Origin of the sequence: Arthrobacter sp. ISL-48, assembly GCF_018613805.1 — a bacterium.
In the GTDB taxonomy this organism is placed as follows: domain Bacteria; phylum Actinomycetota; class Actinomycetes; order Actinomycetales; family Micrococcaceae; genus Arthrobacter.
In genome coordinates this window covers 222,427-236,472 of the sequence record NZ_JAGGPL010000003.1, presented here as the reverse complement: position 1 = coordinate 236,472, position 14,046 = coordinate 222,427, and the positions used below count along the sequence as shown (strand labels likewise).

Below are 14,046 nucleotides of genomic sequence, written 5' to 3'. Positions count from 1 at the left end.
TGGCGGCCCGGCGGTACACCAGGAGCCCGGCTTGATCAGTTTCCTCCGCGGAACAGTTGCCCACGTTGGTCTTTCCACGGCCGTGATCGACCTCAACGGCGCAGGGATGAGCGTCAACGCCACCCCGCAGACCCTCAGCCGGCTGCGTACCGGGGAGGAAGGCAAGCTGTTCACCTCGCTGATCGTGCGTGAGGATTCGCTGACCCTTTTCGGGTTTGCTTCCGACGACGAGCGTGAAGTCTTCGACGTCCTCCTCAGTGTCAGCGGGGTGGGGCCGCGGCTCGCCCTTGCGGTGCTGGCCGTCCACGAACCAGAAGCCATCCGGGTGGCAGCGCACACCGGGGACAGCAAAACGTTCACGAAAGTGCCCGGTATCGGCCCCAAGGTGGCAGGGAGGATTGTTCTGGAGCTCGCGGGCAAGTTGGTACCGCATGGCACCCAAGGAGCTCCCCTTCCCGCTGCTTCCTCGGAAGCGGCCTGGAAGCCGCAGGTAGTCGCGGCCATGACCAGTCTGGGGTGGTCGGAAAAGGATGCCACCTCAAGCATCGACAAGGCACTCGAAGACTCCCCGGACTTGTCGGGCCGCGGCAATGTGGCCGAAATCCTTCGGACGACACTCCGCTGGCTAGGCCAGGACGGCGCGCGGGCCGGGAACCGCGTAGGCAGCCGTGGCTGAGCAGTCGGTGGTTGCGGCTGGAGAGGAACCCGAGGACCGGGTCATTGAAGCTGCCCTCAGGCCCAAGAACCTTCACGACTTCGTAGGCCAGCACCGCGTCCGCAAGCAGCTCTCGCTGGTCCTGCAGGCCTCCCGGATGCGCGGCCGGAGCGCAGACCACGTGCTGTTCTCAGGGCCGCCCGGGCTGGGCAAAACCACGCTCGCCATGATCGTGGCGTCCGAAATGAGCGCGCCGTTGAGGATTAGCAGCGGCCCAGCCATCCAGCATGCCGGTGACCTCGCAGCCATTCTTTCCTCGCTCTCAGAGGGCGAGGTCCTCTTCCTGGACGAAATCCACCGGATGTCCAGGCCGGCTGAGGAAATGCTCTACATGGCAATGGAAGACTTCCGGGTGGACATCGTGGTGGGCAAGGGTGCCGGCGCCACCGCAATTCCCCTGGAGCTTCCGCCCTTCACCCTGGTCGGCGCGACCACCCGCGCCGGACTGCTGCCAGGACCGTTGCGTGACAGGTTCGGTTTCACCGGGCACCTGGAGTTCTACTCGGTGGCAGAGCTCGAACTGGTGCTCCGGAGATCCGCAGGCCTACTGGACCTAAAGGTCAACTCTGCCGGGTTCAGCGAGATCGCTGGCCGGTCCAGAGGCACACCCCGCATCGCCAACCGGCTCCTTCGGCGCGTCCGCGACTGGGCGCTGGTGCACGGGATCGAACAGATCGACGCCCGCGCCGCCTCCGCCGCCCTCGATATGTATGAGGTGGACAAGCGGGGCCTGGACAGGCTGGACCGAGCCGTTCTTGAAGCCCTGATCACCAAGTTCGGTGGCGGACCGGTAGGGCTCTCAACCCTGGCCATTGCCGTGGGGGAGGAAACCGAGACCGTGGAAACGGTGGCGGAGCCGTTCCTTGTGCGGGAAGGGCTGCTGGGCCGGACCCCTCGAGGCCGCATCGCCATGGCACCCGCCTGGACGCACCTGGGCTACGCCGTTCCCGCCGGAGTCTTCGGGCAGGAGCCCCTGGACCTTTTCGAAACGGACGCGGAGAGCGGCGAACCTGCAGCGGACTGGGCCCCGAACAGCCAATAGCACCGTCCTTTCAGCTTTTCCCATTAGACTGGTATGACGCTCGGCACGTTCGGGTCTTTGTTCCCGCAGGCGGCCCACCAGCTGCCGTGGCTGGCATGCAGCACTTTGCCAGGCCACCCGGTTCAAAGCGGACGGCGCTGTCAATCAGCTACGCATGCACAGAATGGAACTTCCCCGTGTTCGGACATATAACTGCCCAGACCACCACTCAGCCCGGCGGCGGCATCGACATCATGACGATCCTGCTCTTTGTGATGCTCGGAATCTTCATCTTCATGATGTTCCGCCGCAACAAGAAAACCAGGGATCAGCAGGCAACACTGCAGTCCCAGTTCGAGCCGGGAGTAGAGGTCATGACCAGCTTCGGTCTCTTTGGGCGGATTGTGTCCATTGACGATGACGAAAACAAGGTAGTACTGGAACTCTCGCCCGGAAACGTCGCCACAGTTCACCGCCAGGCAGTCACCAAGATCGTGGAGCCGGCCGTGGTGGGCGAAGATGAGCCCACTGTCATCCCCGATGACGCATCTTCCCTCGCCCCTGAGGAAACCGCAACGGCAACTCCCGAGACGCCGGACGAAACCCTCAAGCGCCTCAACGATGAGGGCAAGAAGGACAGCTAGTCCGCGGTGCCGCACGGCACACCGCGTTACACACCTCTACGGCTGCGGACTACCGCCGGTGGGAGCAGAGACTCGCACCGGCGGTTCCTCCGTAAATAAGAGAAAGATCGACAATGGCACGAACTGGCCCCAAGAAATCAGGACTCAGAGTACTGGTATGGCTCGGCGTGGTACTCGCCGTGCTGACCGCGGTCCTGGCCGGCGGCACCATGGCCGGACAGGCGAGCTGGGCTCCCAAGCTCGCGCTGGACCTCGAAGGCGGCACCCAGATGATCCTGGCGCCCAAGGTTGAGGGCGGTTCGGACATTAACGAAGACCAACTCAACCAGGCGGTCGCCATCATCAGGCAGCGTGTTGACGGTTCAGGCGTTGCAGAAGCCGAAATCAGCACCCAGTCCGGCCGCAACGTGGTGGTAAGCCTTCCTGGAACCCCGTCAACGCAGACCAGGGCCCTCATCCAGGCCTCGGCGGACATGAACTTCCGCCCGGTGCTGCTCAACGGAGCCGGTGCCGCTGTCCCCACGGAGTCCCTGACGCCCGAGGACCAGTTGCCCAAGCCGACGGCCGAACCTGCGAACAGCAGCGACACCAACTGGATCACGGCTGATGTGTACCGGAAATTCGAAACGCTGGACTGCGACAACCCGTCGCAGGATAAGCAGGAGCGCTCGGATCCCACCAAGCCGCTGGCGACCTGCCAGCCGGCCACGGCATCTTCGCCCGCGGTCAAGTACATCCTTGGTCCGGTGGAGGTCAAGGGCACCAACATTGTCACTTCCTCCTTCCAGCTCAAGCAGGGCGCACAGGGTGCTGTCACCAATGAATGGGCCGTCAATATCCAGTTCGACCAGGACGGCACGGCCAAGTTCAAAGAGGTCACTGAACGGCTGAACCAGTTCTACGCCGCAGCCGGCGGCGAATCGGGCACCGATCCCAAGGCGCAGTTCGCCATTGTGCTGGATGACCAGGTCATCTCCGCACCGCGGGCCCTTGCCGTCATTACTGATGGCCGGCCCCAGATCACCGGCGGGTTCACTGAGCAGACGGCAAAGGCGTTGTCCGACCAGCTCCGTTTCGGAGCGCTTCCCATCAGCTTCGAAATCCAAAGTGAGCAGCAGATTTCCGCGACCCTGGGTGGCGAACAGCTCCGCATGGGACTCCTGGCTGGCGTGATTGGCCTGCTGCTGGTGGTCGTGTACTCGCTGTTCCAGTACCGTGCCCTGGGCTTTGTCACGATCGCGTCGCTCGTGGTGGCAGGCGCCCTGACATACCTGGCCATCGCGATCCTGGGCTGGACTGAGAACTACCGGCTGTCCCTGGCGGGTGTGGCCGGCCTCATCGTGGCTATCGGCCAGACCGCAGACTCCTTCATCGTTTACTTCGAGCGCATCCGTGATGAGCTGCGTGAGGGCCGCGGCCTGGTTTCAGCGGTGGAAAACGGCTGGAAGCGCGCCAAGCGCACCGTCCTTGCCTCGAAGGCGGTCAACCTTCTCGCAGCCCTGGTGCTGTACTTCGTAGCGGTCGGCAACGTCCGTGGCTTTGCTTTTACCCTCGGCCTGACCGCCATCGCCGACCTCCTCGTGGTCTTCATGTTCACCCACCCGATGCTGCAGGTGCTGGCGAGGACCAGGTTCTTTGGCGAAGGCCACCGCTTCTCCGGCCTTGACCCGAAGCGGCTCGGCGCCGTTCCGCTGTACCGCGGTGCCGGCCGCCTCCGGACGCCGGATGCGAAGCCTCAAGTCGTCCGGGCCAAGAACGCCGGAGCCGCAGCCGAGGCCGAACGCCGGATGACCATCGCGGAACGCCGCCTCGCGGAAAAGCAGGAGCAGCTCGCCGGCTCCTCCAAGAGCGCAGCCAAGGAGACCAAATAATGTCCAGCTTTGCCACTTTCGGTAACGAGCTCTACACCGGCAAGCGCTCCTACAACTTTGTGGGCGCCAAGAAGATCTGGTTCCTCATTGCGGCTGTAGCCGTGGCCCTGTCCATCCTGATCCCGGTCGCCAAGGGCGGGTTCAACCTTGGCATCGAGTTCCGCGGCGGTTCTGAATTTACCGTCTCGAACGTCAAGACCACGGATACCAGTGCGGGGGAGAAGGCCGTCCAGGACGTCGTGCCGGGGAGCATTCCCCGCGTGGCCAACGTAGCGGGCAACACCATGCGCATCCAGACGGACAAGCTCACCGACGACGAGACCTTGAAGATCAAGGCCGGCCTGACAGCTGCCTACGGAGTCACGGACAACGAGGTCACGTCCACGTTCGTCGGACCCACGTGGGGTGCGGACGTCACCAAGCAGGCACTGCTCGGGCTCGTGATCTTCGTGGTCCTGGCGGCAGCCCTGATGGCGCTCTACTTCAGGACCTGGAAGATGTCGCTGTCCGCGATCGCCGGCATGCTCGTCACGATGTTCATCACGGCCGGAGTTTACGCACTCAGTGATTTCGAAGTGACGCCATCGGCGATCATCGGCTTCCTGACTGTGCTCAGCTACTCGCTCTACGACACCGTGGTGGTGTTCGACAAGATCCGTGAGAACACGGCGGACATAAGTTCGTCGAGCCGGCGGACGTTCGGCGAGGAAGTCAACCTTGCCGTGAACCAGACTTTGGTGCGTTCCATCAACACGATGATGGTGGCAATTCTCCCCGTCGGTGCCATCCTGTTTATCGGTGCCGGGCTGCTGGGGGCGGGCACGCTGCGCGATCTGTCCCTCGCCCTGTTCGTTGGCATCCTGATCGGCACGGCTGCCACCATCTTCGTGGCCGCGCCGTTGTATGCCTGGCTTCGGCAGAACGAACCCGAGCTCGCAAAGCAGGCACGGCGCGTGGAGCAACGGCGGGCCGAGGGCTCGTCCCGGGCGGCCGCTGCGGCCGCACCCGCCCAGTCCTGAGCGAACCTCCCGAACGGGCCGGCCGGCGTCGGAATAGCGACGCCGGCTGGCCCGTTCGCATTTAAGCACCGGTTACATGGGAGCCCCGACGGAGGAATAGACTGAGGTAATTAAACGGTCGTGAGGGGTGCTTCATTGGAAGAACGTTCGGCGTCGGTGCCAACGGCAGCCGGGGACAACAGCCCGGGCCACGGATTGAAGACTGGGCTCGCAGCTTCCGCACGTCCAACACCGGTTGTCCCGGTGGACAATTCCGGTGCCCGCCCCACGTTTCCTGGCCGGCGCGAACGTACCAGGTCCCGGCTTGCCCGCCTGACTGGTCGAGCGGCCGCCAGCTATTCGCCCATCCTCGAACCGCTGCTGCGGACGGTCCGGGCGAATAATCCCAAAGAGGACTTTGATCTCATCCAGCGCGCCTTCGAAGTGGCCGAACGCAGCCACCGGGGGCAGAAGCGCAAGAGCGGTGATCCGTACATCACCCACCCCGTGGCGGTCGCGACGATCCTCGCGGAACTGGGCCTGAGTGGCACAACCCTTGCCGCCGCCTTGCTCCATGACACCGTAGAGGACACCCCGTACACGCTGGCTGACCTGAAAAGGGACTTCGGCCCCGAAGTCGCCATGCTGGTGGACGGCGTCACCAAGCTGGACAAGGTCAGTTTCGGCGAAGCTGCCCAGTCCGAGACTGTCCGCAAGATGGTCGTGGCCATGGCCAAGGACATCCGGGTCCTCATGATCAAACTGGCTGACAGGCTGCACAATGCGCGCACGTGGCGATTTGTGTCCGCGGAATCTTCCGCCCGCAAGGCGCGCGAAACGTTGGAAATCTTTGCCCCGCTGGCGCATCGGCTGGGTATGAACACCATCAAGTGGGAGCTTGAGGACCTGTCCTTCGCAGCGTTGTACCCCAAGGTCTATGAGGAGATCGTCCGCATGGTGGGCGACCGTACTCCGGAGCGCGAGAAGAGCCTTGGGGTCATCAGGGACCAGATCACCGAGGATCTCCGGACAGCCAAGATCAAGGCGACCATCACGGGCAGGCCCAAGCACTACTACTCGATCTATCAGAAGATGATCGTCCGGGACAAGGACTTTGATGACATCAACGACCTGATGGGCGTCCGGGTACTGGTGGACTCGGTACGGGACTGTTACGCGGCGCTTGGGACCATGCATTCGCGCTGGAATCCGTTGCCCGGGCGTTTCAAGGACTACATTGCGATGCCCAAGTTCAACATGTACCAGTCCCTCCACACCACCGTCATCGGGCCTGGCGGCAAACCTGTGGAAATCCAGATCCGGACCCATGAAATGCACCGCCGCGCTGAATACGGCGTGGCCGCGCACTGGAAGTACAAGGATCAGCCCAACCGCACGGCGACCGGCCCGGGCAGTCCCCGCGACGGGGATCTGGGGTGGCTCAGGTCCCTGGTGGACTGGCAGCAGGAAACCTCCGACCCCGGGGAGTTCCTTGATTCGTTGCGCTTCGAAATCAATGCCCGTGAGGTTTTCGTTTTTACGCCCAAGGGCGAGGTCATGGCATTGCCGGCCGGTTCTACCCCCGTGGACTTCGCGTACGCAGTCCACACTGAAGTGGGGCACCGCACCATCGGGGCACGGGTCAACGGCAAGCTGGTCCCTCTGAACAGCGAACTGAACCACGGCGACTGGGTGGAGATCTTCACGTCCAAAGCCGAAGGCGCCGGCCCCAGCCAGGACTGGCAGCATTTCGTCAAGAGCGCCCGCGCCCGGAACAAGATCCGCCAGTGGTTCAGCAAGGAGCGCCGGGAAGAGGCGATCGACCGCGGCAAGGACCTGCTGACCAGGGCCATGCGGAAGCAGAACCTCCCACTGCAGCGCCTCATGACTCACGAGGCCCTGGCGGCGGTGGCCGAGGACTTCAAGTACGTCGACATCTCGGGCCTCTACGCCGGGGTGGGCGACGGTCACACTTCCGCCCAGTCCGTGATGGAGAAGCTCGTTGAAAGCCTCGGCGGCAACGAGAGCACCGACGAAGATATTACAGAAGTCAGCATTCCTACCCATGTTGCCAAGACCCGCTTCTCCGATTCAGGGGTAGTGGTGCGGGGCGTCGGCGACGTCTGGGTGAAGCTGGCGCGCTGTTGCACCCCGGTTCCCCCCGATCCGATCCTAGGGTTCGTCACACGCGGCTCTGGTGTTTCGGTTCACCGCACGGACTGCACCAACGTCTCCGATCTCAAGGACCAGCCCGACAGGATTGTCGATGTGGAGTGGGCACCGACACAATCAAGCGTGTTCCTGGTGGAGATCCAGGTGGAAGCCTTGGACCGGAAGTCGCTGCTGTCCGACGTGACACGCATCCTGTCCGAAAACCATGTGAACATCCTGGCCGCCAGCGTGCATACCTCGACGGACCGCGTGGCGATCTCACGGTTCGCCTTCGAGATGGGCGACCCTAAGTACTTGAGCCACGTCCTCAGCGCTGTCCGGAGGATCGACGGCGTTTTTGACGTCTACAGGACCACCGGGAACAAACGCCGGAGTTAGCAGGGCCAGCTTCTCGAGTGCGGCTTTCTTGTGCGGCACCCGGGGAGTGGACTCGATTGCCAGGACCAGCAGCCGCAGCCGGACGTCCCTTTCCGGACGGGCCAGCAGCGCCGCTAATGCAGGTACGGCACGGGCGGCGTCAACATGGAGGGCAATGTCCAGGGCCGTGCGCAGTGGGCTGGAGATCATCAGCCCGCCCATACTGACGACGTCGAAGGGTCCAAGCCTGACCTCGTGGAGCGTGCAGCCCCGGGTACTGCGCAGACTCGAAATCCGGCGTTTCACGTCCACCAGGAGCGCCAGCCGGTCCGGCTCCTCCGCGCAGCCGTAGATCCATGCAGCGGTCATCCGCCCGGCGACGACCCGCTGCCGGATGCCCTCCGGCACGGCGCTGGCAGCCGCCCTTGCCCTCAATTGCGGCGAAGGCGGAACCTCCGGGAGCGTATAGCCACGCTGGTGCAGCCGTATGAGCAGGCCATCTGCTGCGAGGGACTGGAGTTCGGGCCAGGCAAACGGCCGCCCCGGCGAGTACAGCTCTGGGAATTGGGGAGGGGACGATGTGGCCATTCAGCCATCTTGCCGCGGCGGCTTTAAACGAGTACAGATCCGGCCCCGGATATGTGGATAACCGGGGCCGGAACTGTAGAGGCTTACTTGCGGGGTTTCAGGTCAGGAGAGCTCGCTGGCAGATCGCTGGATCTGGTCCAGCCAGGCCTGCCTGGCCTCGAGAGCTTCCTGGGCCGCCTTGATCTTGCGCTGGTCGCCGGCTTTCTCTGCCTGGGCCAGATCATCCTGCAGACCAGCTATGGCTGATTCCAGTTGCGACAGTGCGCTGTTGGTCCGGGCCTTCGTCTCGGGGTTGGACCGCTGCCAGTTTTCCTCCTCGGCGTGCCGGACGGCGTCCTCCACCTTTCGGAGGCCGGCTTCGATGCGGCCCATGTCCGCCCGGGGTACCTTGCCAGCCTCTTCCCAGCGGTCACGGACGGACTGGAGCGCTTTCTTTGCCGCAGCCAGGTCCTTGACGGGCAGGATGGTGTTTGCCTCGGCCAGGAGGGCTTCCTTCACCGTGAGGTTCGCCGCATACTCCTGGTCGATCTCCTCGTTGGCGGCTTGCCTGGAGGTGAAGAAGACATCCTGTGCGGCCCGGAAGCGGGCCCACAGGGCGTCGTCGTCCTTGCGGCTGGCGCGCGGGGAGGCCTTCCATTCGTCCATCAGGCGGCGGTATTCCCCGGCGGCGAAGCCCCAGTCCGTGGACGTGGACAGGGTCTCGGCCTCCGCGATGAGCTTCTCCTTGGCTGACTTCGCAGCCGAGTTGTTGCTGTCCAACTGGGAGAAGTAGGCCCGGCGGTGCCGGTCAAAGACCGTGCGGGCAGCACGGAAGCGCTTCCACAGGGCGTCCTCGTTGCTGCGGCCCAGCCGTACGCCGCTCTTCTGGGCTGTCTTCCAGCTTTCGAAAAGCTCGTTCATCCGGGCGCTGGAAGTTTTCCACTGGATCTGTGAGGGATCCTGGCCGGAGATTTCCTCAGCTTCTGACACGATTGACTCGCGGGCGGCGAGTTCCGCGGTCCTGACGGCCTCATGCTCTGCCTTTTCAGCCTTTTCGAGTTCCGTGATCTGGCCAGACAGGGTATCCAGGCGCGCTTCGGCAGCGCGCAGGTCGCCCACCATGTTCCGCTCAGCCAGCTGCTCGCGCAGGTGGGTCACGGTTTTCTGCATGTCAGTGCTGGGGGCCTTGGAGCCGACGCGCTGCTCCAGCAGCACAATCTGGGCGACAACGTCGTCGTACTTCCGGGCAAAGTACGCGAGGGCTTCGTCATCGCTGACGCCCGGGTACTGGCCCACCGGGTGCTCGTCGTTGTCGATCTTCAGGAAGACGTGGCCGTCACCTTCCACTCGCCCCCAGCGGGCGGCTTCTTCCAGCGACGTCGCGGAAGCGACGGGGGCGGGCGCCGACGCGGGGGCTGCCGCTGCAGGCTTGGGGCGTGCGGCGAAGGCTGCAGGGGACGGTGCCGGGCGTGGTGCTGGTGAAGGAACCGGTGCAGCAGAGGCAGGAGCTTCTGGGGTCTCTTCGGCTACAGCCTCTTCAGCGGCGGCCTCGTCGGCTACAGCCTCTTCGGCTGGTGCTTCGTCGGCTACAGCCTCTTCAGCGGCAGCTTCGTCGGCTACAGCCTCTTCGACTGGGGTCCCTTGAACCGGTGCCTGTTCGGCCGGTGCCTGCTCGGCGGGCGCCTGTTCGGCCGTGGCCGCTTCAACCGGGGCCTGTTCAGCTACTGCGTCTTCAACCACCGTGTCATCAGCCGCGGGGGCTGCTGCTTCGGTCAAGTCTGTCGCCGCTGTTTCGTCGGATTTCTGACTGTCTGTCACCGCTAAAAGTCTTTCGCTTGGAGGGAAATACTCACGTACCGCACCGCGGCCTCTGGGACCGGGCTTCCTACTTCAGAGAAAACGAGTCTATCGTGACTGGTTCCACGGGCGCGCCGTCTGTGGCGCCAGCGCCGGGCGTGATTCCGGCAGCGGCAATATTGGTCACCACGTCCAGTCCCGATGTCACCTTGCCCACCACCGTATAGCCACCCGCGGAATCGGCAGGTATCACGGTGTCCTTGTAGACAACAAAGAACTGCGTGCCGTTTCCGTACGCGTTGTCTCCGGTCCTGGCCACGGCAATTGTTCCGGCTGGATAGGTGTTGTCAGTGGGTGTGTTTTCCAGCGGGCCCCAGTTGTAGTTGGGGTCACCGCTGCTGTCTCCGGTCTTGGAGCCGCACTGCAGGAGGCCGAACGTTTCGCCGGTGGTCAGCCGGTGGCAGGTGGAACCCGCGTAGTACCCCTGGTCGCTTAGAGACTTGAAGACGGCGGCAGCCTGGGGAGCCTTGCTGCCGTCCAATTCCACCCCGATCGTCCCGGTGTTCAGCTTCAGTTCGCCCGTAAACACCTTGCCGGCGGCAGTGTCCGCTGCTGGGATATTGGGGCCGTTGGTGGCTGGGGCTGTAGGCGTGGCCGACGCCGATGGGCTGCTCAGCCCCGCTTCGGCCGCCGCGAACTCCTCCTCGGTGGGGTTCCCCGAGAAGGTGGTGAGCTGGAGTACGACGGCGAGTAACACGGCGGCGGTGCCGGCAGCGACGGCGATGATGTTGTCCCGCTTGCGCCGCGTTTCCTGCTCCCGCCGGAGCTCGCGCTTCGCTTCCATCTGCTGGATGCGCCGTTTCGCTTCGCGGGCGTTGCGTGTACTGGCCGCCAAGGGTCCTCCTCTATGTCGTGCTGCGGGCGGCCCGATTGGAGGCTACCGTCCGCAGTTGTCTGGCGGCAGCCGTGCGGGCCATTGTCCGCCGCATTAGAGATGGGGACAGATGAAGCATAAACTGACTGCCGCACATAGTTTATGCATGACTGGCTGGACTGCCGCTGTTTCCCTGCCCCTTTCGGGCGGAATGCCGGGCAAAGTCCCAGGCACCGTTCATCAAGAGGAGAATTTCCACCATGGCACGCACCGCCTCCCTGTCCGGATTCCCCGAGTGGCTTCCCGAGGAGCGGCTGGTGGAGCTGCATGTGCTGGATACGCTGCGCCGGGTTTTCGAGCTGCACGGCTTCGGGTCCATCGAAACCCGTGCCGTGGAGACCGTCGGGCAGTTGCTGCGCAAGGGCGACATCGATAAAGAGGTTTACGGACTGAGCCGCCTTCAGGACGACGAGACCGATGCTGGAACGGACAGCTCCAAAGCGGGGAAACACGATCCACATGCCCTTGCCCTGCACTTTGACCTGACGGTGCCGTTTGCCCGCTATGTGGTGGAGAACGCGGGCTACCTCGCTTTCCCATTCCGTCGCTACCAGATCCAGAAGGTGTGGCGCGGCGAACGCCCGCAGGAGGGCCGTGCCCGCGAATTCACCCAGGCGGACATCGATGTTGTGGGTGACGGTGAACTGCCGTTCCGCTATGACGTTGAGATAGCCCTGGTGATTGCCGAGGCTCTCAGTGCCCTGCCCATTCCGGACTTCAGGCTGCGGATCAACAACCGGAAACTTGCCGAAGGCTTTTACCGTGGCATTGGCCTGGATGACACGGCAGGGGTGTTGCGCAGCATCGACAAGCTGGAAAAGATCGGCCCTTCCAAGGTGGCTGAGCTCTTGAAGACCGAGCTGGACGCCACCGACGAGCAGGCCCAGGCCGCGCTGAAGCTGGCCGGGATCCGCACCGAGGACACCTCCTTCGTGGCGCAGGTCCGTGCCCTTGGTGTCAGCAATGAGCTGCTCGAAGAGGGCCTCAGCGAATTGGAACAGGTCATCGAAGCCGCCGTGCAGCGCGCGCCCGGCAAGGTCGTGGCGGACCTCAGCATCGCCCGCGGCCTTGACTACTACACCGGAACCGTCGTGGAAACCGTGCTGGTGGGGCACGAACAGCTGGGTTCGATCTGCTCGGGCGGCCGTTACGACGCCCTCGCGTCCAAGGGCAACCGGAAGTTTCCGGGCGTTGGACTGTCAATCGGGGTCACGCGGCTGGTCTCCAGAATCCTGAGCCAGGACCTGGCCAAGGCCTCGCGCTCCGTTCCTACAGTGGTCCTGGTTGCCCTCACCAACGACGACAGCTGGGGAGCCGCGCAGGACGTCGCGGCGCAACTGCGCAGCCGCGGAATCGCCACCGAAGTGGCGGCGAAGGCAGAGAAGTTCGGCAAGCAGATCAAGTTCGCGGACCGCCGGGGGATCCCTTTTGTCTGGTTCACGGACGACGACGGCAATCACCAGGTCAAGGACATCCGGTCCGGGGACCAGGCCGATGCCGATCCCGTGCGGTGGACGCCGCCGTCGGAAGACCTTTCCGTCCAGGTGAAGACGGCCGCGGCACTGCCGGCCTGACAAAAGCCGGCAGGGCGCCACGGGCCGACTGACCCGGCCTGTGGGCCCGCGGCGCTAGCGCCGGAACCGGAGCACCAGGAACCGGCCGGCGGCTCCGACCGCCAGGACGGCTGCCATGCCCAGCACTGAAACCGGCGGCAAGGTGAACGCCAGGAGAAGGCAGCTGCAGAAGCCCACGGCGTTCAGCCACTTGGGTGCGTGTCCGGGATGGTCAGGCAAGGTAAAGGCCGCCGCATTGGCCACCGCGTAGTAGATCAGGACTCCGAAGCTGGAGAAGCCCACTACAGTCATCACGTCCGTGGTCAGCAGCAGGACAATGACGACGGCGGCCACCGCGAGTTCCGCCGCGAACGGAACGGTGTGCCTGCCTCCGACTCGTGCCAGGGCTACGGGCAGATCCCGTTCCCGCGCCATCGCCAGGGCAGTCCTGCCGATTCCCGTGATCAGCGCCAGGAGGGCGCCGAGGCAGGCGGCGGCCGCACCTGCCTGCACGAGGGGAGCGCCCGCACTGAGCCGTGAGTGGACGACGGCTTCGAGGAGGGGAGTGGTGGTCGCGGCGAGCTCGCCGTCCGGCAGGTGATTAAGCAGGAGCAGCGCCAGGGCAAGGTAGATTCCGAAGGCGCCTGCAAGGGCAGCGAGGATGGCACGTGGAATGGTCCTGGCCGGGTCCTTGACCTCTTCGCCCAGCGTCGCAATCCGTGCGTAGCCGGCAAAGGCGAAGAACACCAGGCCAGCGGCGGGCAGCACCCCTGCGGCGCTGCCGGGGGAGAGTCCACCAGTCCCGCCTTCGGAGTGCGGGCCCACAATGGCGGCGGCCGCGACAAATATCAGGGTGGCGAGCACAGCACACAGCAGGATCCTGGTCAGCAGCGCCGTGCGGGTGATACCCAGCAAGTTGACGGCTGTCAGCGCCACCACCGCGGCCACGGCCACCTGGACAGGGTAGTCCGGGGCAACGTAGTGTCCGAAAGTCAGGGCCATGGCTGCGCAGGATGCTGTCTTGCCGGTGACGAACCCCCAGCCGGCCAGGAAGCCAGGCCATTCGCCGAGCCGTTTCCGGCCGTACACATACGTACCGCCGCTGGCGGGATACCTGGCAGCCAGCTCCGCCGACGCGACCGCATTGCAATAGGCTACGGCGCCCGCGACCAGGACGGACAAAACAAGGAAGTTTCCTGCCAGGGCCGAGGCCGGAGCGAAGACGACGAAGACGCCCGCCCCCAGCATGGAGCCGAGACCGATGGAGGTGGCATCGAATACGCCCAGCCTCCGTTGAAGTTGCCGATGAGGCCTCATGGCGGAGAGACTCCCTTTCCAACGGGTAAACTCAGACAGGATCGTTCCCGGAACGATCCTATTCAATTTCACTCTGTTTTCCTGCTGTCTTCAGAAAGGC

The 14,046-nt window shown here is 64.2% G+C and carries 11 protein-coding genes; 7 read left to right on the top strand and 4 right to left on the bottom strand.

Translation table 11 applies throughout. From position 1 onward, the window contains the following. Positions 1-31 precede the first annotated feature (31 nt). The 6 genes from ruvA to J7E83_RS04850 all read left to right on the top strand — a co-directional run bounded on the left by ruvA (position 32) and on the right by J7E83_RS04850 (position 7,799). Positions 32-676, top strand: coding sequence for a Holliday junction branch migration protein RuvA (gene ruvA, locus J7E83_RS04875; RefSeq protein ID WP_214959601.1), 645 nt, complete (start codon positions 32-34; stop codon positions 674-676). Beyond that, entirely contained in the window at positions 669-1,757 is a 1,089-nt protein-coding gene (gene ruvB / locus J7E83_RS04870; protein ID WP_214959599.1) for a Holliday junction branch migration DNA helicase RuvB, read from the top strand. The genes ruvA and ruvB overlap by 8 nt, the downstream gene beginning before the upstream one ends. Before the next feature lie 233 nt (positions 1,758-1,990). Beyond that, positions 1,991-2,380 carry a preprotein translocase subunit YajC gene (gene yajC, locus J7E83_RS04865; protein ID WP_214960958.1) on the top strand — a complete coding sequence of 130 codons (390 nt, stop codon included), beginning with the start codon at positions 1,991-1,993 and terminating at the stop codon, positions 2,378-2,380. A gap of 113 nt (positions 2,381-2,493) precedes the next feature. Beyond that, the gene (secD, locus tag J7E83_RS04860) at positions 2,494-4,251 is read left to right on the top strand and encodes a protein translocase subunit SecD (protein ID WP_214959597.1); all 1,758 of its coding nucleotides are present in this window, start codon (positions 2,494-2,496) and stop codon (positions 4,249-4,251) included. Further along, positions 4,251-5,270 (top strand): protein translocase subunit SecF, encoded by a 1,020-nt coding sequence (secF, locus tag J7E83_RS04855; RefSeq protein WP_214959595.1) that lies wholly within the window; start codon positions 4,251-4,253, stop codon positions 5,268-5,270. Before secD ends, secF begins: the two co-directional genes overlap by 1 nt. Before the next feature lie 135 nt (positions 5,271-5,405). After that, entirely contained in the window at positions 5,406-7,799 is a 2,394-nt protein-coding gene (locus J7E83_RS04850; protein ID WP_214959593.1) for a bifunctional (p)ppGpp synthetase/guanosine-3',5'-bis(diphosphate) 3'-pyrophosphohydrolase, read from the top strand. Here the strand turns inward: J7E83_RS04850 and J7E83_RS04845 are convergent. The 3 genes from J7E83_RS04845 to J7E83_RS04835 form a co-directional block, all read right to left on the bottom strand. Next, positions 7,680-8,366: a type IV toxin-antitoxin system AbiEi family antitoxin gene (locus J7E83_RS04845; protein WP_214959591.1), complete on the bottom strand. Its 687-nt coding sequence runs from the start codon at positions 8,364-8,366 to the stop codon at positions 7,680-7,682. The two genes, J7E83_RS04850 and J7E83_RS04845, sit on opposite strands and share 120 nt — an antisense overlap. Before the next feature lie 102 nt (positions 8,367-8,468). Next, positions 8,469-10,163, bottom strand: a complete 1,695-nt coding sequence (locus J7E83_RS04840) for a DUF349 domain-containing protein (protein ID WP_311379580.1) — start codon at positions 10,161-10,163, stop codon at positions 8,469-8,471. Between the two features lie 67 nt (positions 10,164-10,230). Further along, entirely contained in the window at positions 10,231-11,037 is an 807-nt protein-coding gene (locus tag J7E83_RS04835) for a peptidylprolyl isomerase (protein WP_214959589.1), read from the bottom strand. Between the two features lie 239 nt (positions 11,038-11,276). Here J7E83_RS04835 and hisS point away from each other — a divergent pair, with 239 nt between their 5' ends. Further along, entirely contained in the window at positions 11,277-12,650 is a 1,374-nt protein-coding gene (gene hisS, locus J7E83_RS04830; RefSeq protein WP_214959587.1) for a histidine--tRNA ligase, read from the top strand. A 54-nt stretch (positions 12,651-12,704) separates the two neighbouring features. Here the strand turns inward: hisS and J7E83_RS04825 are convergent, their stop codons facing one another. Next, positions 12,705-13,946, bottom strand: coding sequence for an APC family permease (locus tag J7E83_RS04825; RefSeq protein ID WP_214959585.1), 1,242 nt, complete (start codon positions 13,944-13,946; stop codon positions 12,705-12,707). Positions 13,947-14,046: the final 100 nt, after the last annotated feature.